General features: G+C 45.3%; 25 protein-coding genes. 13 read left to right on the top strand and 12 right to left on the bottom strand.

From position 1 onward, the window contains the following. Positions 1-14: 14 nt before the first annotated feature. From AZI86_RS00115 to AZI86_RS00100, 4 genes are all read right to left on the bottom strand, one after another. Positions 15-758 carry a ZIP family metal transporter gene (locus AZI86_RS00115; RefSeq protein ID WP_061833064.1) on the bottom strand — a complete coding sequence of 248 codons (744 nt, stop codon included), beginning with the start codon at positions 756-758 and terminating at the stop codon, positions 15-17. 33 nt (positions 759-791) lie between these two features. Then, on the bottom strand, positions 792-1,304 hold the full coding sequence (locus AZI86_RS00110) for a Dps family protein (protein WP_061833063.1): 513 nt from the start codon (positions 1,302-1,304) through the stop codon (positions 792-794). A 209-nt stretch (positions 1,305-1,513) separates the two neighbouring features. Then, the gene (locus tag AZI86_RS00105; protein ID WP_061833062.1) at positions 1,514-1,837 is read right to left on the bottom strand and encodes a hypothetical protein; all 324 of its coding nucleotides are present in this window, start codon (positions 1,835-1,837) and stop codon (positions 1,514-1,516) included. Between the two features lie 9 nt (positions 1,838-1,846). Then, the gene (locus tag AZI86_RS00100) at positions 1,847-3,196 is read right to left on the bottom strand and encodes an OmpA family protein (protein WP_061833061.1); all 1,350 of its coding nucleotides are present in this window, start codon (positions 3,194-3,196) and stop codon (positions 1,847-1,849) included. Between the two features lie 261 nt (positions 3,197-3,457). Between AZI86_RS00100 and AZI86_RS00095 the strand changes: the two genes are divergently transcribed. The 4 genes from AZI86_RS00095 to AZI86_RS00080 all read left to right on the top strand — a co-directional run bounded on the left by AZI86_RS00095 (position 3,458) and on the right by AZI86_RS00080 (position 11,364). Continuing rightward, positions 3,458-4,291, top strand: coding sequence for an HNH endonuclease family protein (locus AZI86_RS00095; RefSeq protein WP_061833060.1), 834 nt, complete (start codon positions 3,458-3,460; stop codon positions 4,289-4,291). A 10-nt stretch (positions 4,292-4,301) separates the two neighbouring features. Continuing rightward, entirely contained in the window at positions 4,302-5,585 is a 1,284-nt protein-coding gene (locus AZI86_RS00090; protein ID WP_061833059.1) for a putative Na+/H+ antiporter, read from the top strand. Between the two features lie 46 nt (positions 5,586-5,631). Further along, a complete protein-coding gene (locus AZI86_RS00085; protein ID WP_081111726.1) occupies positions 5,632-7,449 on the top strand; it encodes a PAS domain-containing hybrid sensor histidine kinase/response regulator in 1,818 nt (605 codons plus the stop codon). Positions 7,450-7,677: 228 nt separating this feature from the next. Continuing rightward, positions 7,678-11,364 carry an ABC transporter transmembrane domain-containing protein gene (locus tag AZI86_RS00080; protein ID WP_061833057.1) on the top strand — a complete coding sequence of 1,229 codons (3,687 nt, stop codon included), beginning with the start codon at positions 7,678-7,680 and terminating at the stop codon, positions 11,362-11,364. Positions 11,365-11,397: 33 nt separating this feature from the next. On the opposite strand, the gene AZI86_RS00075 is transcribed toward AZI86_RS00080, so the two are convergent. From AZI86_RS00075 to AZI86_RS19125, 3 genes are all read right to left on the bottom strand, one after another. Further along, the gene (locus tag AZI86_RS00075; protein ID WP_081111725.1) at positions 11,398-11,658 is read right to left on the bottom strand and encodes a BrnA antitoxin family protein; all 261 of its coding nucleotides are present in this window, start codon (positions 11,656-11,658) and stop codon (positions 11,398-11,400) included. A gap of 18 nt (positions 11,659-11,676) precedes the next feature. After that, entirely contained in the window at positions 11,677-11,829 is a 153-nt protein-coding gene (locus AZI86_RS19475) for a BrnT family toxin (protein WP_081111724.1), read from the bottom strand. Between the two features lie 191 nt (positions 11,830-12,020). Then, complete coding sequence (locus AZI86_RS19125) at positions 12,021-12,182, bottom strand: hypothetical protein (RefSeq protein WP_157684577.1); 162 nt, start codon at positions 12,180-12,182, stop codon at positions 12,021-12,023. A gap of 244 nt (positions 12,183-12,426) precedes the next feature. On the opposite strand from AZI86_RS19125, the gene AZI86_RS00070 reads away from it, so the two are divergent. The 4 genes from AZI86_RS00070 (at position 12,427) to AZI86_RS00055 (ending at position 15,712) form a co-directional block, all read left to right on the top strand. Beyond that, on the top strand, positions 12,427-13,071 hold the full coding sequence (locus tag AZI86_RS00070) for a hypothetical protein (protein WP_061833056.1): 645 nt from the start codon (positions 12,427-12,429) through the stop codon (positions 13,069-13,071). A gap of 611 nt (positions 13,072-13,682) precedes the next feature. Further along, complete coding sequence (locus AZI86_RS00065; RefSeq protein WP_061833055.1) at positions 13,683-14,219, top strand: NADPH-dependent FMN reductase; 537 nt, start codon at positions 13,683-13,685, stop codon at positions 14,217-14,219. Positions 14,220-14,279: 60 nt separating this feature from the next. Beyond that, positions 14,280-15,323, top strand: a complete 1,044-nt coding sequence (locus AZI86_RS00060; protein WP_157684576.1) for a hypothetical protein — start codon at positions 14,280-14,282, stop codon at positions 15,321-15,323. Beyond that, positions 15,320-15,712, top strand: coding sequence for a hypothetical protein (locus tag AZI86_RS00055; RefSeq protein ID WP_061833053.1), 393 nt, complete (start codon positions 15,320-15,322; stop codon positions 15,710-15,712). Before AZI86_RS00060 ends, AZI86_RS00055 begins: the two co-directional genes overlap by 4 nt. A gap of 88 nt (positions 15,713-15,800) precedes the next feature. On the opposite strand, the gene AZI86_RS00050 is transcribed toward AZI86_RS00055, so the two are convergent. The 4 genes from AZI86_RS00050 to AZI86_RS00035 all read right to left on the bottom strand — a co-directional run bounded on the left by AZI86_RS00050 (position 15,801) and on the right by AZI86_RS00035 (position 18,730). After that, on the bottom strand, positions 15,801-15,998 hold the full coding sequence (locus AZI86_RS00050; protein WP_061833052.1) for a hypothetical protein: 198 nt from the start codon (positions 15,996-15,998) through the stop codon (positions 15,801-15,803). 86 nt (positions 15,999-16,084) lie between these two features. Next, positions 16,085-17,542 (bottom strand): sensor histidine kinase, encoded by a 1,458-nt coding sequence (locus AZI86_RS00045; protein ID WP_061833051.1) that lies wholly within the window; start codon positions 17,540-17,542, stop codon positions 16,085-16,087. Then, positions 17,520-18,206, bottom strand: coding sequence for a response regulator transcription factor (locus tag AZI86_RS00040; RefSeq protein WP_061833050.1), 687 nt, complete (start codon positions 18,204-18,206; stop codon positions 17,520-17,522). The genes AZI86_RS00045 and AZI86_RS00040 overlap by 23 nt, the downstream gene beginning before the upstream one ends. A 44-nt stretch (positions 18,207-18,250) precedes the next feature. After that, positions 18,251-18,730, bottom strand: a complete 480-nt coding sequence (locus AZI86_RS00035; protein WP_061833049.1) for a hypothetical protein — start codon at positions 18,728-18,730, stop codon at positions 18,251-18,253. Positions 18,731-18,826: 96 nt separating this feature from the next. On the opposite strand from AZI86_RS00035, the gene AZI86_RS00030 reads away from it, so the two are divergent. The 3 genes from AZI86_RS00030 (at position 18,827) to pdxH (ending at position 20,570) form a co-directional block, all read left to right on the top strand. Beyond that, positions 18,827-19,072 carry a twin-arginine translocase TatA/TatE family subunit gene (locus AZI86_RS00030; RefSeq protein ID WP_061833048.1) on the top strand — a complete coding sequence of 82 codons (246 nt, stop codon included), beginning with the start codon at positions 18,827-18,829 and terminating at the stop codon, positions 19,070-19,072. A gap of 215 nt (positions 19,073-19,287) precedes the next feature. Continuing rightward, positions 19,288-19,983, top strand: a complete 696-nt coding sequence (locus AZI86_RS00025; protein WP_061833047.1) for an FKBP-type peptidyl-prolyl cis-trans isomerase — start codon at positions 19,288-19,290, stop codon at positions 19,981-19,983. Continuing rightward, complete coding sequence (pdxH, locus tag AZI86_RS00020) at positions 19,983-20,570, top strand: pyridoxamine 5'-phosphate oxidase (RefSeq protein WP_061833046.1); 588 nt, start codon at positions 19,983-19,985, stop codon at positions 20,568-20,570. Before AZI86_RS00025 ends, pdxH begins: the two co-directional genes overlap by 1 nt. Here pdxH and AZI86_RS00015 read toward each other — a convergent pair. After that, positions 20,567-20,818 carry a hypothetical protein gene (locus AZI86_RS00015; RefSeq protein ID WP_061833045.1) on the bottom strand — a complete coding sequence of 84 codons (252 nt, stop codon included), beginning with the start codon at positions 20,816-20,818 and terminating at the stop codon, positions 20,567-20,569. The two genes, pdxH and AZI86_RS00015, sit on opposite strands and share 4 nt — an antisense overlap. 313 nt (positions 20,819-21,131) lie before the next feature. Here AZI86_RS00015 and AZI86_RS00010 point away from each other — a divergent pair, with 313 nt between their 5' ends. Together AZI86_RS00010 and AZI86_RS00005 are read left to right on the top strand one after the other, a co-directional pair. After that, positions 21,132-22,214: an imelysin family protein gene (locus tag AZI86_RS00010; RefSeq protein WP_061833044.1), complete on the top strand. Its 1,083-nt coding sequence runs from the start codon at positions 21,132-21,134 to the stop codon at positions 22,212-22,214. Between the two features lie 3 nt (positions 22,215-22,217). Continuing rightward, positions 22,218-23,684, top strand: a complete 1,467-nt coding sequence (locus AZI86_RS00005) for a di-heme oxidoredictase family protein (RefSeq protein ID WP_061833043.1) — start codon at positions 22,218-22,220, stop codon at positions 23,682-23,684. Positions 23,685-23,842 lie beyond the last annotated feature (158 nt).

The following is a 23,842-nucleotide window of genomic DNA, read 5'->3' as shown; positions in this document are numbered from 1 at the left end:
AGGATTGTCTATCTTTACGTGATGATCCAATTCATTAAAACGACAGCTAAGGCCCCAGCTAAAAACTGGCGCTCTAAGAGATACATCATTTTTGTCGCGCGGGCTTTGGCAAAAATTTCTTCTAAGGTGACACTGATCATCGCGCCGCCGGCAAAGGCCAAGATAAATGGCAACGAGGCCGACGTGATGCTAGCAAAAATCCCCCCGATGGTTCCACCCAGAATTTCCATCACGCCTGTCATCGCGGCGCCAATAAAGGCCGCTTTACGTGAAAAACCGATGGATAAGAAGGCCGCGGCCGTAGCCAGTCCTTCAGGGAAATTTTGAAATACGATAGCCCCCACCACGGTCCATCCATTGCTTGCAGAAATAGAATCAGCACTTAACGCCGCGCCAGAAGCTAAACCTTCCGGAAGATTGTGCAGCATCATGGCCGTAACAAACAACCACGCGCGCCGATGCGACGACCATTCTGTCGGTGATACCTTGTGAATAAGGTGACTTAAAGTGTAAATCGAAACCACGCCCAGGGCTAAGGCCAGGGACACCCCAAACGTGCTGTTCGGTGAACTTTTATAAGCAGGACCAATCAGATTAAAGGCGGCGGCCGCTAACATCATACCGATGGCAAAGTCTAAATTCAGACTGCGCCATGGATTCCATGTGCGAGTTTCTTTTTTGAGCACAGGCAAGGCTCCCACGATCGTTGATAACCCTGTGATCCCACCTGCGACAACACCTGCAATTAAACCACTCATAACTTACGTCCTTCGTCTTGCGAAAAATTCTGACTATCGAGTTCCGGCGTTGTGGCTGCGAATCATCCACGCTGCCTTTTCATGGAAACTGATCAGATCCTCATAAAGTACGACACAGCTAGTTTCCTCTGCGTCTTCGGCAAGCTCTAAACGAGATTTCAAAGCAATAGCCATGTTTGTATGGTCTTGTGACAAGGCACCGACGTAGCTTTCGGCAGAAATTTTTCCATCCGAGAACTCTTGCAGTGCCGAAAGGTCTTTAAAAGCCTCAAAAGAACCTGGAGCAGGGGATTTTAAAGCGCGAACGACTTCGGCGGTGCGGTCCACGTACTCAGAGAGCTTTTCGTATTGCTCTTCAAAAAGTTTATGCAATGAAAAGAACATCGGGCCTTCGACGTTCCAATGCGCATTTTGGGTTTTTAACTGCAAAATATATTCGTCAGCCAATGTTTTTTTCGCGGTTTCGACAACCGCCGACGTGGCCGTTGATTCGGAGCGTGCGGCTGTCAATTTTTGACTGTCTTTCAGTGATGTAGATGATCTCATAAGAAACCTCCCTTGCCATGTTTAATATTACGGCGGATTGGGAGGATTAAACCAGTTCTCTTTTTCTATGAGACATATAGATATTTTCTATGTGTGCCAAATTGCAATAGATGAAAACTATATGAAAATAAGACGCAAGCCAGTTGGGGTCGAGGGGGACTTGTCTTTGAGCTTGCCCGCGAGGGGGCAAGCTCAAAGGGTCCAAAAGTCTATTGATTGGTCAAAGGATTCTTAGGTTTTCGGTCCTTATTCGCCGGAGCTTTGGGACTGAGCTCTAAGACACGTTCTTTTTTTTCTTCGATGATATCTTCCGGGGTTTCTTCCGGCTCATCGTAAAGTTGATAGTGAGATGCCATTTCTGAAAACTTTTGGCTGGCTTCGTCAAAAGCCAAACCCAATTTATTTTCTAGCAAATCAATCACCGAACGCGATTCACCTTTGGTGTTCTCTAGATCACTTTCAGTTAATTCATGCCAGCGTTCGGCAAGATCCTTTTTTAACTCCGTCCATTTTTCACCAGGAATCAATGCCATAACGACCTCCTATTCGGTTTCAATAACTAAATCAATACGACGGTTTTCTGCACGCCCCCGCGCCGTGTTGTTGTCACTAATGGGTTGTTCTGAACCTAGGCCCACCGCCTGGACTTGGTCTGACTTTAAACCACCTTTCGCGGTTAAGTATTGTTCAACGGATTGCGCGCGTTTTTCTGAAAGCACCGCGTTTTTGTCGGCATCCCCGGTCGCATCCGTGTGGCCTTCTACGGTCACACGGCTGACATTAATTCCTTGCAGGGCGGATTCAACCTTGTTTAAGAACGCTTGATTTTTAGGTCCCAGGGCGGATTGATTGGAAGGAAATCTTAAAGCCTTCAAACGCACTTTCACTTTGTTTTGATCCACGAAAACTTCGGCTTCCGTCGGCTTTAATTGCTCACGCAAAGTGGCGGCCGTTTTTAGCGCATCTTGTGATTTTTGCAGCTCACTTTGTTTTGCGGCGAGAGCTTGGTTTTGTCTTGCCGCGGAGGCAAGTTCTTCCTCGGTCATTGCAAGTTCGCTCGCGGTTTGTGAAGCCCCTTTACGAAGAGTGCCGATCTGACGTTGTTGACGTTCTGCTGTCAGCACCAAATCTTCAGAGTTGCCCGCATTCACTTTGCCTAAAATATCATTGAGTCGCACCGATTCTTTCGTGGCGTCGGTGGCCGCGGCACGAATGGCCTCGGTATTTTTCGGATTGGAAGCGATAATTTTAGTGGCATTGTCATATTTCATGACGGCCAGGCCCCAAGTTTTTGGCGCTTTTTTATCCGCTTTGTCTTTTTTGGCTTTTTCAATATTGGCGGCGGCAACCCCCAGATGGGCTTTTTCTACCGATTTGATTTCTAGTTCGCGGTATTTAGCGATAATCTCGGAACCCTCTTTGTCGGCTTTTGAAAGGTTTCCTTTTTCGATTTTTTTAGTCACCGATTCTAAGTCTTTTTCCGCACCTCGCCATTCTTTCGGCAGGATTTCTGAGGCGCGAGCTTGCAAGGCGCCCTCGCGCGCGGTGGTGATGTCTTTCATTGAAAGGGCTGAGATCTCTGATTTACCCTTGGCATCCGCTAAAAAACCTTGAGCGTAAGAAAGCTCTTCGATGATTTTCGCATTGGGTTTTTCTTTTTCTTGCATCACTTTGGCTTTTGCTAAATGTTTTTCAGCTTGGGTGAAGTTCTTCGGTGAAAGAACATCGACTTGCTGTTGACGAGCTTCATTAATCATTTGCTCGGTTTTTTGGATTTCCGCACTGGCGCTGGCGTTTTCCGAAATGGCGGGCATGTTCACCGGCTTGCTGGCGCAGGCCGCCAAGAGGGCCGTCGCTGCCAACGCGATTAAGAACTTGGTATTTGAAAACATAAAGCATCTCCTTCATTAAGGTTTATGGTCCCGTCCCAGGTTATTCCTTGGGAAATCAAAGACATAAGAAAAAGGAGAGGCCTTGTCCGCTCACACGATAAACAAACTTCGTTTGATCATTCACACTGGAAAAACCGTAACATAATTGTTGTTCAGCAAGATCCTCACAGACTTCTAACAAAATAGTCGTTGCCAAAAGGCTAGTCTGGAATTTCAATGAAGTAACAAACAACACTAGTTACTCTATGGATTGGAGAACTCATGAAGACCTCGTTGCTTGTACTGTTACTTGTAGGGGTTTTGTCTTCAGGGCGGGCGCATGCTCAGCAGCGCATCAACTTTGATGAGTTTTACACCGTCAAAGAGCCCACGGCAAACGTGGCCACGCAAGAAACGACATCGACCCCCATTGATCTTTTTTGGGATCAAGTTGATGAGGCCGTTGAATGGGGTTCTCGGGTTTACTCTCTTTTAAGTTTTGATCATCACCAAGCTACTTTTGGAAATGTTCTTGAACCTTACAATCGAATGAAACACTTTGGCACTTGGATAGCCGCGAATGATCCGCAAGGTCGTTGCGGAAACACGCGTGCGGCGGTTTTGCGCCGTGATTCTTCAACGAATGTAACTATGTCGCCAAGTGGTTGCACGGTGTCTCGTGGCACTTGGGAAGATCCGTACACGGGCGGTCGTTTCACGGATGCTCGTGATTTACAGATTGATCACTTTGTTCCCTTAAAAAACGCCTATATCAGTGGTGCGGATAAATGGAATAAGAAAAAACGCTGTTTGTATGCAAACTACCTCGGAAACAAGTTCCACTTGCTCGCGGTGGAGGGTACCGAAAATATGCGAAAAAGCGATCGCGGGCCCGACGGGTATGTGCCGCCAAATCGAGCTTACCAGTGCCAATATCTGGCCCAGTGGTTAAAAGTGAAAGTTATTTGGTCTTTAGGTTTAACGCCGCCAGAAAAAGCGGCGATCGAAGAGCTCGTGCAAGACAATCATTGCACGGCCACGGAGCTGGCCTATACGCAAAGTGATTTGGCAAAACAGAGGCGCTTTATTGCTGACAATAAGGACTTGTGTCAGTAACAATTCTTAAATGATCACTGCTTTACAGATTCTTGGAACAGTCCTTTTTGGCGTCGCTGTTTTACACACATTCCTCGTGGGCTTCTTTACCAAGATTTCCCACCGCTTTCCCAAACATTCTTTCTTGCATGGCTTTTTCCATCTTATGGGGGAAATCGAAGTCGTTTTTGCCGTGTGGGCCGCGATCCTTATGGGTTTGTTCATTGGAATTGAGGGCTGGGATAAAGCGATCGCTTATCAGAAGTCTTTAAACTTCACGGAGCCATTTTTTATTTTTGCGATCATGGTGATATGTTCCACCAGGCCGATCCTCACGGGCGCGCGCCAGCTTATTTTGGCTATGAGTTCGGGTTTGCAAAAAATATTGCGCACTCCTGCGATCGCGACGGATGTTTTCGTAGTGCTCACGTTAGGTCCCTTAAGCGGCAGCTTAATTACGGAACCCGCGGCCATGACGGTGACGGCGTTCATGTTAAATGCGATCTTAGAAAAAGAGTCTGATAAGTTACTTTATGCCGCGTTGGCGGTTTTATTTGTGAATGTTTCGATCGGTGGGGCACTGACTCCCTTTGCTGCTCCGCCCATTTTGATGGTGGCGCAAAAGTGGAATTGGGACTTTAATTATGTATTTTTTAATTTGGGTTGGAAAAGTGCCGTCGCCATTTTTGTAAACACTTTGGGTTTGATTTTAATTTTTAAATCGTCTTTGCAAAAAGGCGTTTCGTTAAAAGAAGTTGAAACCAGAATGGCGGGCGCGCAAGCAGCGATTCCTTTAGGGGTAACACTTTTGCATGTGGTGTTCCTTGTGGGGGTTGTTTTAACTTCGCATTATCAAAATGCTTTCTTAGGAATATTTTTATTATTCTTAGGGGTGGCGAGTGTCACTCAAAGTTATCAAGACTCTTTGCGTTTAAAAGAAAGCTTGCTCGTGAGTTTATTCCTTGGCGGTATTATTCAGTTCGGGGCTTTTCAAGAATGGTGGCTGTCCCCATTGCTGAGCAGTTTAAATGAATTTTCATTGTTCGTCGGTGCCGTCTCCTTGACGGCCGTCACGGACAACGCGGCCTTAACTTATTTAGGCTCTCAAGTGACAAACTTGAGTGATGCCAGCAAGTACTCCCTGGTGGCGGGTGCCATAGTGGGTGGGGGCTTAACGGTGATTGCCAATGCCCCTAATGCCGCAGGGTATTCGATTTTAAGTCATCGCTTTAAATCGGGCTTGAGTCCTTTGAGTTTACTTTTGTCAGCGATAGCTCCGACCGCGGTTGCTTTTTTCTGTTTATGGGTCCTGTAAGTTAAATCCTCTAGATTTTACGCCGTCTTAAAACTACCATGATCGGATGGACAGTCTTAGTCAGGCATTTTTTGAGCTATCTGGGGACATGGTTGGGATTATGGGCTTTGACTGGCGGCCCATTAAACTAAATAGTATTTGGGAACAGCACCTGGGGTGGAGCTTAGAAGAACTTTACGGCATGTGCTTTAAAGATCTGGTTCATCCCGATGATATTTCTTACGTCACCGAAAAATTTAAAGGCCCTGAAGACTTAGACAAGCCCTGTTGCGTGACTTTGCGCTATCTGACCAAAGAAGGCCCTTATAAATATTTAAGTTGGAACTTCATTGCCAAAAGTTCAGATAAAAAGATCGTTGCGATAGTTCGCGATGTCACGCGCCAAGCTATGTATGAAGAGATCTTAAAGCAGACCAATAAATCCGCGCGCGTGGGCGTCTGGAATATCGGCGTGCAGACTCAAAGTGGATATTGGTCACCAGAAATTTACGATATGTTCGGGCTTGATCCCAAAAAAGACGTTTTAACTCTGTATGGATGTAGCGAGTATTTTGGCGAAGCCGATAATGCCCTGATCAAAGAAAGTTTCAATAAGCTCTTAAGCGATGGCACTGGTTACGATATCGAAGCCACGGTGATTTCTAAAACCGGCAGCAAAGTCCCTGTGCGAATTGTGGGGTCTGGATTAAAAGAAAACGGCGTGGTCACGCGCGCCTTCGGCGTGATGCAAGACATCTCTTACGTCAAAGAAGGAGATCGTGCTTTACGCTATCAACAGTATCTTTTAAATGGTCTGCTGGATGCGTCGCCATCCATTTTTTATGTGAAGGATTTAGAGGGGCGATATATTTTAGTAAATCGTCGTTTTGAAGAACTTTTGGGGCGTCCACGGGGACAGCTTTTAGGTAAATCTGATTTTGATCTTTTTGAAAAACGGGATGCTCTTCGCCACCTGCGCTCGGATCATAAAATTATTGAGAAAAAAGAAACCTTGAAGGCGCCGGATGAAATTTTATTAGATAGCGGATTGGAACTGCATTTTTTATCTGAAAAATTTCCGCTTTTAGACGAAAACGGCAAAGTCGTGGCGATTGCGGGTGTTTCCACCGACATCAGCGAGTTGCATAAATATCAACAAGAGCTGGTCAAAGCCAAAGAACTGGCCGAAGCCGGCACGCGCGCAAAGTCTGAGTTTTTAACCAATATGAGTCACGAAATTCGCACGCCGATGAATTCCATCATCGGCATGGCCGAAATTCTTTTAGATTCAAATTTGGATACAGAACAAATCAAGGTCGTGCAAATCATGGGACGGGCGGCAGAGTCCTTGATGCAAATTATTAACGACATCTTGGATCTTTCAAAAATTGAAGCCGGCGTCATGAACTTTGAACACGTGCCCTTCACGGTGCGTGAAGTGGTTAAGCGCGCCACAGAGTTATTGATGGTGAAAGCCGTTGAAAAGAAATTAAGCCTTGAATACGAAGTCATGCCGGATGTTCCTGAAAAAATGACCGGTGATTTTATGAAGGTGCAGCAAGTTTTGATCAACTTGATTGCTAATGGACTTAAGTTCACCAGTTTTGGGGGCGTTAAGGTTGTGGTTTCGCTGGAACAAACCTCGATTGGGAAAGCGGTCCGCTTTTCGATCCGCGATACGGGCATTGGGCTTGACCCTGACAATAAAAAAACAATTTTTGCGCGCTTTGCCCAGGCGGATTCATCAATCACTCGTCGTTTTGGCGGGACGGGGCTGGGATTAAGTATCAGCCAAGAGCTTGTCGTGCGCATGGGTGGGGTCATTGGTGTTGAAAGTCAGTTGGGACAAGGGTCCGAATTTTATTTCTGCTTGCCTTGCTCTTAGTTTTTGTTTATCTTTGAAAAATCTCACAGAATGAGAGGAGGCAACTATGATTATTTCAGTATCAAGAATCGTGACCGATTCCATGCTGCAGTCGATGATGTCTTACTCTCAGAATCAAAATTAAGTCGGCGTTCTTTTCACCACTCCTGACTCTCTGATTCTAAAAAAATTAAATTAAAGCGCGGACTTATGTTTATTTAGTCTGTCGCACATAGCTTTGGAATATTTATGAATATTTTCGCTCGTTTGTTGTTTTCACATATGAGTTCTTTGGTGAAGCTTTCTAAAAAAAAGCATATCGAAGAATCCGATTTACCGGCACTCCCGGAACACTTGCATCCTGAACATGGCAAAGTCGCCGTGGAAAAGATCAACTGGTCGTCATCGAAAGTTTTTTTATTTTCGTTGATCCGTGTTTTAACGCCGTTCACCCGTAATGCTTATGCCTGGTTTTTCTTTTCGGCGTTGATGTCATTAGCTTCACCGGTGTTGGTGAATCGATTTGTCGGATTAATTTCCGCGGGCATCACTTCCCAGAACATTTCTTGGGCGTTGACCTATGGGTCGTTGTTAGGTGTGTGTGGATTTTTAGCGGGCTTAAGTCTGCAACATTATTTTTATAATACGCTGCAGTCTTATCAGATCATCACCAATATCTTAAATGAAAAGATCTTTCGTCACAGCTTGCGTTTAACTCAAGCTGCGCGACAAAAAAATCAGATCGGCGATATCGTGAACCACATGAGTTCGGACAGTGAATCCATTGCGGATTTTCCGGTCGTGGTGGGTGATATCTGCTATTCTATGTTTATGGCGACCGCCGTTGTGGCCATGCTTTTCTATTATATTGGTGTGTCGGCGATTGCGGCGTTAGCGGTCTTATTCACCTTGGCGCCTTTAACAAGCTTTGTCGCGAAACGATTCACCGCACTTGATGAAGAAATGATGAAACATCGCGATCACCGCGTGACGATGATGACGCAAGTCCTGAATGCCATTCGGGTGGTGAAATACTTTGCGTGGGAGCGAAGCGTTTCTAAAGAAGTGCTGGCCGTGCGTGGGGAAGAACTGCGCAGCCGTAAAAAATTGGCACGTGCTGAAGTGATTTCAAGCCTTGGATACTTAGCCGTTTCAACCGTGGTCTTGTTTGTCGCTTTGGCGGTGCATGCGTGGCGCGGGGAAGTTTTAGACGCGGCTTTGATTTTCACCTGTATTTCTTTATTTGGACTCTTAGAAGGTCCTTTCGGGGATATGTCGCGTTTGATTTCCCGTTACACGGCAGCGAAGGTCGGTGCGGATCGTATTTTGAAATTCTTAAAAGAAGAATCGCAAGAAATTCGTCCCGTGGATGGCACGCGCGCAGAAAAATCAGTGGCCGTCAACCTCGTGGATATTTCGGTCACTTATCCGGGCAGTCATCAAGAGGCTTTAAAAAATATCGAAGTGAAAGTGCCCGCAGGCTCTTCACTGGCCATTGTGGGGCCGGTTGGGGCGGGGAAAAGTACTTTGCTTTATGCGCTTTTAGGTGAAGCGCCTTTGGCACAAGGAAAAGTGCAGTACGGGGATGTGCCGTTGGCAAATCTTCCGCGCCTTGCTTACGTGCCACAAGAAGCTTACATCGTGAATGATTCGTTGTTAGAAAATATGACCTTTGGTGAAAAGCTCACAAGCGAAGACGTGCGCCGCGCGGTGCACGCCAGCTGTCTTACTCGCGACTTAAAAGAATGGGCTGGGGGCTTGCGCACTGAAATTGGCGAAAAAGGTGTGAACCTTTCTGGCGGTCAAAAACAGCGCGTGTCTTTAGCGCGTGCTTATTTACGTCATCCGCAAGTGGTTTTACTGGATGATCCCTTATCAGCCGTAGATACAGAAACCGAAAACTTACTCTGTGAACGTCTGATTTTTGGCGCCTGGAAAGACGTCACCAGAATCGTGGTGACTCATCGTTTAGAACACTTGGGATCTTTTGATCAGATTCTTTACTTAGAAGACGGTCGCGCTCACGGTGTGGGAACTTTGACAGAGCTTTTAAAAATTTGTGAACCTTTTGCGAAGTTTTATGGTGAACATAAAAAAGTTCAAGGTGAAGGGGAAGCAGAACAATTACCTGCAGAAGCGGCCCAAGACGTCGCGACGGTCGAGATTGAAGAAAAGAAAACTCGCGTCACCGAAGATGAAGACCGCGAAGTGGGTGCGGTTAAAAGTCGCGTGTACTGGGATTATATCAGTTCATTAGGTGGAGACAGTAAATTAAAACCTCTGATCTTGATTCTGCTTTTTGGTGGCTCGCTGGCGATGATTGGATTGCCCCTTTTACAGAAAGCCTGGCTTTCTTATTACACGGCGCACGTGGCAGAGTGGACCGCCTTACAAGCCATCGGCATTTACGGCTTGATCGGGATTTTGGTTTTAGTCGGATCCATGTTAAATCACCTGTTCTGGTTAGAACGTGGGATTGCTGCAGGTAAAAGCATGCATGATAAAATGCTGAAAAGTGTTTTAGGTGCGCCGGTGCGTTTCTTTGACTCCACACCTGTGGGAAGGATCTTGCAAAGGTTTTCGCGCGATATTGAATCCGTCGACGTGCATTTGCAATGGAGCTTTGATTCTGCGGTTCACTGCGGGATGCAAGTCATCGTGGCGATTGCTTTGATCTTAGGTTTAATGCCCTTGATGATTTTTGTGATCGCGCCGGTGATGACCTTGTATTACATCTTGCAACGCGACTATCGACGTCCAGCGCGGGAAGTAAAACGCTTTGACAGTGTGGGCCGCTCGCCAAGATATGCGCACTTTAAAGAATCCCTGCAAGGTTTGGCGGTCATTCGTGGTTTTGACAAGACGTCGTGGTTTATGCGTCAGTTTTATGACAAGCTGGCGCACAGCCAACGCATGTTTTACGCGCATTACATGGTGAACCGTTGGTTTTCTGCGCGCATTCCACTTATTGGCGGCGTGATTTCGTTAACCACCGCGGTGGCGGTCACAATTTCGGCTTATTACGGCGTGATGAATGCGGGTGTTGCCGGTTTGGTGACTTTGTACTCGCTTTCGTTTTGGGGATATTTAAATTGGGGCGTGCGTGTCTTTGCGGATATTGAATCGCGCATGACTTCGATTGAACGTCTTAAATTTTTCGCGCAACTGCCTTCAGAGGTTTCGGTATTAAAACCCGCCGAAACTCCTGTACGCGAAACGTGGCCAGAAAAAGGGGGTATTGAAGTGCGCGGACTTAAAGTGCGTTACGCAAGCCACTTGCCATTGGTATTAAAAGGTTTGTCTTTTGCTGTTGAACCGGGAACCCGTGTGGGAATTATCGGGCGGACGGGTTCAGGTAAAAGTACTTTCTTTCAAAGTCTTTTCCGCTTTATTGAAGCTGAAGAAGGCAGCATTGTGATTGACGGCGTAGACATTGCCTCTGTTCACTTAGAAAGATTGCGTCGCAATCTTGCGATCATTCCGCAAGATCCGACCTTGTTCCTGGGAACGATTCGTAACAATCTAGACCGTTACGAAGAGTATTCGGATGAACAAGTTCAAGAAGCCTTACAGCAAGCCTCGATGTGGAATTATGTAAACTCTCTTCCACGGGGGCTTCAATCACCCGTCACCGAAGGTGGTTTAAACTTAAGCCAAGGTCAAAGACAGCTTCTGTGCTTAGCACGCGCTTTGTTAACAAAAGCCAAAGTCATCGTGATGGACGAAGCCACGGCCAGTGTCGATGTTCAGACGGATGCATTGTTGCAAGCCGTGATTCGTAAATCTTTTGCGGGTGTCACCATGTTGATTATTGCCCATCGCTTAGGAACAATTGCGGATTGTGACAAGGTGGTTGAAATTTCGGCCGGGGAGATTAAATCCATTCGAACACCAGATGAATTTAGTACGGAAGAACTTGAAGAAAGTTTGACCTGATAAAAAAGAAGGCCCCGCGAGGGGCCTTTTTAGTTAAATAGCTTTTTTAGAGCGAGATTTGTTGCCTGTTTCTGCAGTACTTCGCCAAATAGTCTTGGGAGCTAATTTTTGATCTTTACAGTTGCGTAAAAAATCATTCACAAGGGTTTGATAGGGAACATGAGTTCTTTTACTCAGATCCTTAAAGTATTCAATGACATCGCTGTCCAAGCGAATTGTGATCGTTTGTTTAAGCTTATCGATGTAAGGATTATCGACGGCCTTCATCTTCTTTAAATCATATTCCTTACGCATATTTTCTCCTAAAGATCTTCAAAGTCGTGGGTTTCTTTTTTCTGCTGAGTGATCCGGATCGTGAACTGCTTTGGCTAAGGGGTCAAAAAAGACCGTTATTGCTTCTTCAAATGGAATTCTATGCTTTGATAAATTAGCCCTAGCTTTACGTGAATCCCAAGTGAAATTCATTTGTAGTATACTCAAATTTTAAAAATTGTAAATATGACGTATGTATAATGTATTTACATTAATAAATACACTAACTTAGGGGACGCATTGCAACTTTAGAGATTCATTGGTAGCGACCACTATGGACCTAAGATGCATCTTTCGAATTGTTATACGTCCGCCGGACGAAGATAAATGGCGAAATTTTTTTCCTACTTTTTGCCAGTAGGATAACGGCCAACCCAAGTGCCCTGCCATTGATAGCAGGCCGATTTGTTTTCGCACTGTAAACTGATTTCTTCATAGCCGTTGGCTAAAAGCCAGTGACCCAAGATCTGGTCGACCTGTTCTGGTGTATATTTTTTTCTTGCCATAGACAAACCTCTATTTACCCCTCAATATTACCTTATTGGGTGGATTAAGTTAAGGGGTTCAGGTCAACTGGCCCGAATACCATTTCTCTCAATCCTGATTTGGCAACAAGCTTTGCCATCACTATGATGGGTAGAGACCCAAATAGCTTTAGGATACATGGGAATAATTCATCTAACGATGCATCCCATGGTTGTATGATTTTGCCACGTAATAGAGTACTTATTCCTGCGGGGGAGATAGTTAATGTTGGACCATAACTTGAAAAGATTTTTCATCTTGATAGTAAGCACATTGCTACTATTGGACGTAGCGACAGCAAAATCAACGACTATTTCTGTAGAGCTTAGTGACGGTAGCCGTGTTTCTAAGGTCAAGGTCATTCAGAGAAAACAACAGGATGTTGAGCTCTCTATTCTAGGCTTAACAGTTGGTCGATCAAAACTGTCCGATGTTAAGGGCGTTTTCGGCGGTGGTGAAGTTTATCACGAAGGAGATGCTGGAAATAGCTTATACGTTTTGTGCTATGCCGGAATGGACGGTTCTGTCATAACTTTTGAATCCGGCGAAATGGGTGGCAGTGAGCATGTGATCTCGTCCGCTGGTTTGTTTGGAGCGGAAGCTCAGTATCGGCTGAAGAAGATTTGTACTAAGTCTTCGAAAGTGAACCTTGGCTTAAATATTGGTGAGGTTCGAGTTGGAATGTCGAAAGATCTTGTTAAAAAAATACTAGGTTCACCTAGTAAAGAACAATCGAAGCTACTTCTTTATCAATATCAGGTGGCTGAACAGCGCCCTAAGGGGGGAGCGGATGTTAGTTCAAGTTTTGAGATTCATTTTGTTGCAGGTAAGGTTTCACACCTTTCTGCCTCTAGGGTGGAGTCTTATTGATAGCGAGTCTTGGGGCGTCGTAGTAGTGCTAAAGATTCTTATCCGCCCCCCCCCCCAACATATACCGGATCGTGCCACAAATTGTTCGGTAAAATATGATACTATGTAGTCTCGTTAAGGTGTTCTGCTTGGGCTGAGTATCTACAAGGAAGACAGACTCAAATGGGTTAGTAGAAATCAAGACCGAGGTTGATATGAACCACGATATAGATTTTGTTTGCTATAGCTTAAATGATGTTACTGTATCTGCCTGCAAAATGGGACATTGTCAGATCATTTAGGATTGAATGTTCAGTTTTCTAAAGAAAAACGCCAGGATTCTATTTTTTGTGATAATGACCTAGAGCGCTTTAACTTTTGCAAGCTTACTGTATCTGAAAATTTCATCTCCAATAATGATAAAAGCTTAAGCCAAAAGTACGAGAACTTTTTTTCGATTAGTTTATATGTGGATTCTCAAGTCCCTATTATCATGCTTAGTCCCTGTCTGAGTGGAACTTCCGGTGACCGGTATGAGGTTAAATCGATGTTTTTCCACAAAACCCCCATCAATAAAAAGCGACACCTGCCCGGCCCCGCTAAACTACCCATGATTTCCGAAAGGAGCCGGCATGGCAAAAAAAGTTTTAGCCCTTGTGGGTGGGATCTCGAAAGACTCTTTAAATAAAAAATTTTATAACGCCTTAAAAGAAAATGCGCCCAGTGGATTTGAGGTCGATACATTTGATATTTCGCTGTTGCCTCATTTCAGCCAAGACATCGAAAAAGACGCGCCAAAAATTGTAAAAGATTTTAAGCAACGAATTAAAGACTGCGATGCCGTTCTGATCATCACGCCTGAATACAACCGATCCATGCCCGGGGTTTTAAAAAATGCCATTGACTGGGGCTCGCGCCCTCATCCCGATAATTCTTGGGAAGGTAAGAAGGGTGCAATCACGGGGGCTTCGTCGGGCAGTATCGGGACGTTCGGGGCCCAACAGCACTTGCGACAGGTGATGGCGCATTTAAATGTGCAGATGCTGTGTCAGCCTGAATTTTATTTTAATGGCAATAAGGCCTTTGATGAAAATGGAAAGCTCACCGAAGAGCGCACGAAGGAATTTATCAAAAAATATTGGAATGCTTTCCAAGAATTTTTAAAGTAGCACCTGGACTAGTCTAGACAATTCTATCGTTTTGCTTTTGAAATGTCTTAAACTGAGAGCATGAGACACATTTGTATTTTTAGTGCGATGATATTGTTGTCAACCCCCCTTCTGGCGGCCGAAGCGGATTATTTCACTAGACGTGAGGACGCCCCCGAAGTTTCCGCCATGCTAGACAAGAAAATGAATGAGGAGCTTAACGCTGCGGCCGGCAAGGTGAAAAACTGCAGTGTTGAGGCATTACGAACCGAACTGATTAAATCAATGGGCGGTTTCGGGATTGCGCAGATTGAAAGTTGGCTTGATGATAATAAAGAAGCCAAAGCCACCGGAATAAAATTTAAAAAATCCATATATCAAGGCACGATGGCCGAGGCTCCCATGGCGGCCTTGGCCTGTTGCGCGCCCCTGGCCACTTACAAAGGGCGCGTATTTAGTGCTGATAAATTAGGTCATTTTTTGCATACCGGTTTTGAAATGTACGTCGTCGCCAATGATCGCCCTTTCCTTGATGAAAAGCGCGCTCCCGAAGCACCTCCGACCGATTTTAGTTTTTCCGCCAACAAAGCGCTGATTGAACAGGACGCCAAAACTTGGAAGCTCAAAACTCGAGGCCAGGGTGCTACAGCGGTGCTGGAGGCCAGTCAATATCAAGAAAATAATTTATGGGGAAAAATGGGGACGGGTGTTTATTCTTATGCGGATATCGCAGCCAATTACGAGGGATATCGCTTTTGGAGCGATCTTACGTCTGGAGATAATCCCTATTTTGTCTGCGAACACAGTCGGTGGAAGCAAGCACGAAAATTTTCTTGGGATGAATATATCTCGGATGCTTGGGATGAAAGCATTAACTGCAACGAATATGTGAGTAGTAAAATGAAAATGACGGTGATGGCGGCTTCAGGTGAGGTTTTACGCAAAAAGGGATGGCCGGCAAAATCCTGCCCCATAGAGCCTCAGAAATGCAGGGCCTTAGTAAAACGTTATCCTGGTGCGCTAAAAGATGTGATTGGGCCCCGGTGTCAAGAGTTGGGCCTGCAGGAGCCCACGGCGGCCGGATCGAACGATGAAGGGAGCAAGTCCGCTGGAGGTGCCCGATGAAAAAAATAGTCTTGATCCTGCTCTTTCTTCCAAGCATGAGCGTGGCCGAGAATGCAGATCGATTAGAAAAGAGCATGGCAAAGATCTTTTCCTGCCACAAAGAATTCAACCGAGATTTTGATCAGTATTTACATTGTGCAAAAAATGTATTTAGCGATACTGTTGATCGGGAAAATCAAGTGCGTACATCGACGGCTTTTGTCGCGCTGACTGCGGCCAGAAAAAAAGTAAGACCTTGCGATAGTAAAGAAAAATCTTTTGCCCCAAGAGATCCGGGCCCCGGGAAGATCTTAATGTGCATGAACTTTAAAGACGGTTTAGGAGGAGACCATACCGCATTTATAGGTTCTATTGACGGCAAGAAAATAAGCTTTATCCGCGCATTCTAAATTAAACGATAACGATAATAAAAACAAAAAACCCACAATCCAAAGATTGTGGGTTTCAACTAGTAGAGCAAACTACTCGAAAGTAAAACTAGTGTTTTACTTCTTCTTTTTTCTCTTCAGTTTTAGTTTCTGTTTTCGCGTGGCCTTTTTTCTTCATTTCTTTTTTCTCTACTTTAGTTTCAGTAGTAGCTGGAGCAGCTGGAGCTGCAGTGCCGTGAGCTGGTTCGTTAGCTTGAGCGATAACACCTGCGAATACTAGAGACATGATGATAGAAGCGATTTTCATAAAACCTCCATTGGTTTTGTTAGAATGTCGTTAACTCGACAAGAAAAAGACTAACAGACGAGGTTAAATGCCCAATTAAAAGGGTATTAAATGTTTTTAATTTCAATACTAAATTGTGCGCCGTGACCTGGACGATTCTCAGCTTTGATTTTTGTGTTGTGAAGAATGGCGATCTTTTGGGCGATGGCTAAGCCCAGACCAAAGCCTTTAACGCGAGTCTCAATTTTAGAGCCGCGAGAGAAACGATCAAAGATATAAGGCAGCTGGTCCTCATTAATTCCAGGTCCGTTATCCTGGATAACTAGCTCTGACGATTCAGCTTTCCAGTTTAAAGTGATGGTCACGATCTCATTATTGGGCGAATACTTAATCGCATTTTCGATGATATTAAAAATCAGATTTTGCAGCAGATCATTGTCCCCGCGGATCATTTTGCGATCGCCGCCGGACTCATTATTGATATCAAATTTTAATTTGATGCCTTTGGAGTTCGCCAGGCGTTCAGCCCGGGGGAGCGTCTCAAAAACAACTTCATCTAGCGCAAGGTCTTGAAGATTTAAGGCTCCAATCCCTGCGTCCACGCGGGACAATAAAAGCATCTCTTGGACAATGTCGGCTAAATTATCAACCTCTTGCAAAGAGCTTTTAATAAAACCATCGATGTCTTTTTTTTCGGTCTTTTGCAAAAGCTCTAATTCACCGCGCATGATCGTCAGGGGCGTCAGCAGTTGGTGCGAAGCATCGGCGACAAATCGTTCCTGACTTTGAAAAGACTGTTCGATGCGATCAAGCATATCGTTCATGGTTAATGTCAGCTCGCGAATTTCATCTTTGGCATTCGGAACCGGAACGCGTTTAGAAAGTTCTGTCGCTTTAATTTCTTTGGCCGTTTGGATCATGTTCTTTAAGGGCTTTAGCGCCCGCGTAGAAAAGAACATGCCCCCAAAGGTCGCGATAATAAGAACTAAGGGAATTCCGATTTGCAACAACGTCAAGCGCTGGCGCACTTGGGTTTCAAGCAAAGTCATGGGCACGGCGATTTGTAACAACAACTGCGGTTTGGCGGCATTATCTAACGGAAAAGAAATCAAACGATAAGAATCCGCTTCGGCTGACGGAATGTTGCTGACCTTGTTGATGGTGCGATAGGTGGCTTCTTCGCCCTTCCAAATGCGTTCGAAATCTTTTTTATAAGGCGGATTAAAATCACCGAAATTTCCGACCCGTGCAAGCACGGCACCCGAACTGTGGCGCACTTGAATCAAGGCGGTTCCTAACGGAAAGGGCAAGATCTTACCGTGATCTAAACGCAAAGGCGGGAAGCTAAGATCGCCTTTGATGCCGATTTCAATCCCTTCCGATACGTCGACGGAATAATTAAAAAGCGCATCATCGAAATCCTGCTGAAGCGTATCGATCATCGCTTTAAATAAAAACATATTAAAAACGATGGTCGTCGCCCCAAAGATAAAGACAAAGATGATAGCGAGACGAAGGCGAATACTAAGACTTGATAAAGGACTAAAGATTTTCTTTAAGAACATAGCCTGTTCCAACAACCGTATGGATCAGTTTCTTAGAAAATGGCGCATCGATTTTTTTACGCAATAAATTGATGTACACGTCGATGACGTTGCTTTCAGAATCAAAATGAATATCCCAAACGTGTTCGGCAATCGAAACGCGACCTAAAGGACGCTCGGGGTTGCGCATGAAATATTCTAATAACGCAAACTCCTTGGTGGTCAGTGAAATTTCCTGACCGTCGCGACGCGCACGACGTTGGATCAAATCAAGTTCCAACTCTGAATATTTCAGTGTGTTGGATTTAGCTCCATTGGGCAATGGAGTTTTTCGGCGAAGTAAAGCGCGCACCCGGGCATGAAGTTCATCAAAAGAATAAGGTTTGGTAAGATAATCATCGGCACCGGCATCTAAGCCATGAACTTTGTCTTTGGTGGTCGCAAGGGCCGTGAGCATAAGGATCGGTCCATCGTATCCGTCCGTGCGAATGTGTCGGGCTGTATCAATGCCACTTTGATCGGGCAGCATGACATCTAAGATCACCAAATCGTATTCACCTTGAGCCATATAAGATTCCGCCGCCGCTCCGCACTCGGCGATATCTACGGCATAGCCCACCTCATTGAGGCCTTTTTTTAAAAAGTTAGCCATTTTGACTTGGTCTTCAACGACAAGAATACGCATAACGGGAAGCCTCTCACTTCCCCTTCACTGAATCAAGCGGATAACTAAAGGCTCAAATCCCATTTTTCATTTGGGTTTTTAGGGGCGACTTTGCCGGTGTCTTCGGTTTTTAGTTCGACCTTCTTAATCTTTTTATCTTCGGTGTATGAAATGCTCACCGGTGGGCCTTGCGGTTTTTTACTTTTCTCTAGGTCTTTTAAGATTTTAGCATAGTGCGGTATTGCGCGATGAAGAAAGAATGTGCCGGTGTTTTTATCTCCTTCAAAGAAGACTTCCACACCATCGGATTCTTCGCGAACGACTTTGACTTTGGCGGTCAGACTTTTCAGGCCGTCGTTTTCGTCTTTGGCTTCTTTATAGTCCTCGTCTTTTTCAAAAAGATCCGTAGTTAAGCCTTTTTTTTGGGCAGGAGTCGCCGGGGATTCGACTGGAACTTTGACGGTCGGGGCTGGTTGTTCACCCGGCTGTTGAGCCTGAACTGATAAGGGACCAATGAATAATAATGCAGTGATGGCTAGCAGCATGGTTCCTCCGTATGCGTATATCAATATAATGCACGGGCTTTTGTTGCCACGCAATAGGTCCTTATAGTAGCTTATAGTTACTTGAGAGGAGAGCCTATGAACCTTGGATGGACGGAAATTCTATTGATTGGCGGTATTGCTTTGCTTCTATTTGGGCCAAGTAAACTTCCCGGTTTGGGACGTTCTTTGGGGGAGTCTATTCGCGGATTTAAAAAAGCTCTTAACGAAGATCCTAAAGAGGAAAGCGAAGTGAATCGCGAGCAACTGACTCGCAATAACCAAGCGCCGATGAACCCATCGGAAGTTAAACAAGAAGAGCGAGACGTAAATAAAAAATCTTAAAATCAGGATTTTTAAGATGAGGCTTAAAAGGGATTCCGGAGATGGAGTCCCTTTTTGTTTTTTGCGATGTGTTTGTCCGCACTTTTAAATCGCTTTTTTCTCTGCGCGTTATCTATTTGAAAAACCGACAAAACGTCGGAGGATAGGTGCTTGCACTCCGGACGTGCCGGAATAACTTTGTTTGATTTTAAAACATCCTTGAAGGGGAGACAGCAATGAATAAGTTAGTACTTGGAGCCCTCGTTGTAGCAGCTTTGACTGTAACAACTGCGTGCCAAAAGAAAGTAAAGCTCGACACAGACGTAAGAAAAGCGAGCTATGCTATCGGTCAACAAATCGGTGGTAACTTGAAACAACAAAATATCGACATCGATACGGATGCTCTGGCAATGGCGTTGAAAGATGCTATGGCTGGTAAAAACGAAATGTCTAAAGAAGACATGCAAGCCGCGATGATGAAACTTCAAGAAATGGCGATGAAAAAGCAATCTGAAGTTGCGGATTCAAATGCTAAAGCGGGTAAAGAATTCCTAGAAAAAAACAAATCAGCGGCGGGTGTTAAATCAACAGCTTCTGGCTTGCAATACATCATGGAAAAAGAAGGCACTGGTGCCACTCCTAAAAAAGAAGACGTCGTAAAAGTTCACTACAAAGGAACTTTGACGAACGGCGAACAATTCGATTCTTCTTACGATCGTGGTCAACCTGCTGAATTCCCCGTGGGCGGCGTGATCCCAGGTTGGACAGAAGCTCTTCAATTGATGAAAGTGGGCGGCAAAGCTAAACTTTTCATCCCACCAGAACTTGCTTACGGTCCTTCTGGTCGTCCAGGCATCCCACCGAACTCAGTTCTAGTTTTCGATGTTGAGTTGATCGAGATCGTTAAAGCTCCACCAAAAGCTAAGAAATAATGTTCGATACAAGCATTGACCCTTTTGTGCAGTTTGATCGCCTCTTAAAAGAGGCGATCGCAAAACAAGTCCCGGAAGCAAACGCGATGTCGCTGGCCACCGTGGATGAAAAGGGAACTCCTTCCGTGAGAATCGTCTATCTTAAAGAGGTCTCACAGGAAGGTTTTGTTTTTTATGGCAACTATGAAAGTCATAAAGGCAAAGACATCGACGCCAACCCACAAGTGTGTTTGAATTTTCATTGGCCTGTTCTGTGGCACCAAATCCGCATCACGGGAAAAGCTTCTAAAATTTCCGCGGAAGAAAGTGATAAGTACTTTGCCACGCGCGCTCGGTTAAGCCAATTAGGTGCTTGGGCCAGTAAACAAAGTTCTGAAATCCCGGATCAAGAATGGCTTTCGCGTCGGGTGCAAGAGTATGAAAAACAGTTTGAAGGGCAGCCTGTTCCGCGTCCCCAGAATTGGGGGGGATGGCGCGTGATCCCTGAAGAAATTGAATTCTGGTTTGGCCTCAATGGCCGTTTGCATGAGCGCTACATCTATAAACGTGAAGGAAAGTCCTGGAAGACCTTCCAGCGCAGTCCTTAAGAAACTCCTTTAAAAATTTTCTTTAATTCCGGCGCTGACCTGTCTATGAGCTCTCCGGAAACATACCTATGAAGAATGCTACTAATCAGTGTTTGATAGGGAATGCCCATGCGTTCTGCTTCTGTCCGGATTTCTGCAAGCTCTCCGCCATCAATACGTATGCTGATCGGGGTCTTTGCTGCTTCTTTGTCGGCCTTCACGGGATTGGGTCTTTTTGTTAATTTTTTTAAATCATATTCCTTCTTCATATTGTACCCTTTCATTATTTGTAACTCGTCTAGCGCCTATGATTCGAATTTTATTTGGCGTGCGCTCGCAAAAGATGACTATCAAAGTCCAAGTCGACTTCCTTAGTGTATGCTGTTGTATATACTTTGTCAAGATCGGTGAAAACCTCTTAGTTTCAATGGGTTAGCCAGGAGAAAGTTAAGATGAGCGTGGCGTTTGGGTTTTGAGGCCGGAACTTGATTCGGGATTCGGCTCTTCAACTAGCTTTCAATTGACCAAGGATTTTGACCTGAAATTGGTTCTCAACTACATAGACTCTCATTCGGAGGATCTATGAAAAGCCTTTTTGTCAGTTTATTTGCGGTGCTGGGTTTTGCCGTGTCGGCGCAGGCCGTGACTCGTGCGGAAGTTATCCAGAACGTTTCTTACAACGTGATCTTAAAAACCTATGCGGATTTCCAACAAAAATCTCAAGAGCTGAAAGCCTCTGTCGATACGCTGATCGCGCAGCCCACGCAAAAAAATCTTGAGGCCGCCCAAAGCGCGTGGAGAGCGGCTCGCTATTCTTACGAAGTTTCAGAAGGCTTTTTGTTTGGTCCGATGGACAGCTTGGGTATTGATCCGATGATCGATACTTGGCCTTTGGCTTTAACGGATCTTAAAAAAATTCTTTCTTCTAATTATGAAATCAACACTGAATTCGTGCGTGGTTTGCCTTCTGAAGTTCAAGGTTTCCACGCGATTGAATACTTCCTTTTTGGTGAAGGAATCACTTCCAACACTCGCAGTGTGGGGACGATCAAGCCTCGTGAATTTGCTTACCTTCAAGCCGCAACGGAACTATTAAACGAACAAGTAGCTCTTTTGATTTACTCTTGGACCACTCACCATGATCCAGAAGACACAAGCTCTGTGGGGTACTATTATCTTATCAGCCAGCCCGGTGCGAGCAATCCTTTCTACACCAGCGAAGAAGCGGTGATGGCGGAATTTGGTAACGGCATTGTCGGTATCTTGGCTGAAGCGAGCGGTGCCAAACTTCCGGACGCCACCGGTGAAACACCTGAAGATGCGAATGCTCGTTTAGAAGAATCCCCGTTTTCATGGAATTCTTTAAATGATTACATGAGCAACGTGGATTCTATCTACAATGTTTACACGGGAACTTTCGGTGGCATTGGTAACGGTCCAGGTTTAAAAGCTTTAGTCGCGCAACAAAATCCGGTGCTTGCAGAACAAGTTGAAGTTCAAATTCTTTTGTGCCGTCAAAAAATTGCCGACATCGCCGGTCCTCAAGGGATTTCTTTTGGGCGTGCGATTAAAACTCCAGACGGTCGCGTAAGAATTTTTGCGGCGATTGCCGAGCTTAAAAAATTAGAAGACATGTTTACAAACCAAGTAAATCCGCTTCTGTAATTTATGAAATTTATTGCCGGGCTTATTTTAGTTTTCACCGCGCCTCAGTCATGGGGCGCACCTGTTTCCATGGACTATGTTTACGCCACCCGCAGTGGGGGTGACTCTACAACATCAGTGCCCGGAGAGTCCGCGCTTGCTTTTCAACAGCCGTCACCCGCACTCACTGAAAGTGAGATCGCTCGACATCTTAAAGGCGACATCCTTTTTGGTCGTGGATTTTCCTCAGGCCCTGACAGTGATCTGACGGGGCTGGGGCCGGTGTTTAATAATAACAGCTGTACGGCTTGTCATGCTCGCGATGGGCGCGGTGCTTTGCCGCTGGTTCCTCCGGGGCAGGAATGGGTGATGCTTCGTCAAAACGAATCCATTTTCTTGCGTATCAGTGTGGAAGATGGAACAAAAACACCCCGCGATGAACCGCACGGGTGGGGGGGGCCGATCGCGGTTCCGGGATTTTCAACCCAGTTGTTTCATCTGGGCAGTTTTGGCGTGCGCAAAGATTTTCCCGGTGTGGGGCAAGCCCGTGTTTGGATGAAGCATGAGTTTTCTGAATTCACTTATCCTGATGGCAAGAAAGTTGTTTTAAGAAAACCGATTTTTAAAATCACCGATGCCTATGATCCAAGAATTTATTCTAGCGACGTAAAAACAAGCCCGCGCATGGGAACTCCCATGATTGGTCTAGGCTTACTTGAAGCGATTCGCGAAGAAGATATTTTAGCTTTAGCGGCTCGGGATCTTTCTGAAGAAGGCGTTCACGGAAAACCGAATTACGTTTTTGATGTGCAAAAGAAAATGCGGGGGGATGCTTATCCGGTGTCCTTGGGGCGATTTGGTTTAAAGGCCAATACGCCGTCGGTCTTTCACCAATCCTTGGGGGCTTTAAACGGGGATCTTGGAGTTACGAACTATGCCTTCCCGATTGAAAGTATTTTTGGCACGGCTTTATATGAATCTTTGGGGCTAGATAAAGCGCCCGCGGCGGTCGAAGCAAAAGATCAAGTCGCCGATGATTTGGTTTTTTATTCAGAAACTTTGGGCGTGCCGGAACGTCGTCATATTGATGATCCTATTGTGATTAAAGGCGCTGAAGTTTTTCATCAAGTCAACTGCACCAGCTGTCATCAACCCAGTTTCACCACCGGTGTAGCAAAGAACCCGGCCTTTTCAAATCAAAAGATTTATCCGTTCACCGATATGCTTTTGCATGACATGGGTGACGGCTTAGCCGATGGTCGTCAAGACTTTGAAGCCAATGGCAGGCAGTGGAAGACCCGTCCTTTATGGGGCCTTGGTCACACTCAAACCATCAATCCTCGCGCGGGCTTTTTACATGATGGACGCGCGCGCACCTTGGAAGAAGCTATTTTGTGGCATGACGGGGAAGCTCGTTATTCAAAAACAAAATTCACGCAGTTGCCGTTGGCGGATCGTGAAGCTTTGATTAAGTTTTTAAGATCCCTATAAAAAACTCCTGGTGTCGGTGGGACATCCGGGGCGTTGCGACTAAACGCCTAGACCTTTTATTATAAATTTACACATAATTTACATAATCCTTTGACCTGGATTTCGTTCTTTTATATCGTATTTCAAGGGCCCACAGAGGGCCTTTGAAAATCCCAAAC

Origin of the sequence: Bdellovibrio bacteriovorus, from assembly GCF_001592735.1 — a bacterium.
In the GTDB taxonomy this organism is placed as follows: Bacteria; Bdellovibrionota; Bdellovibrionia; order Bdellovibrionales; family Bdellovibrionaceae; genus Bdellovibrio; species Bdellovibrio bacteriovorus_D.
This window is presented reverse-complemented; position numbering and strand designations above follow the sequence as displayed.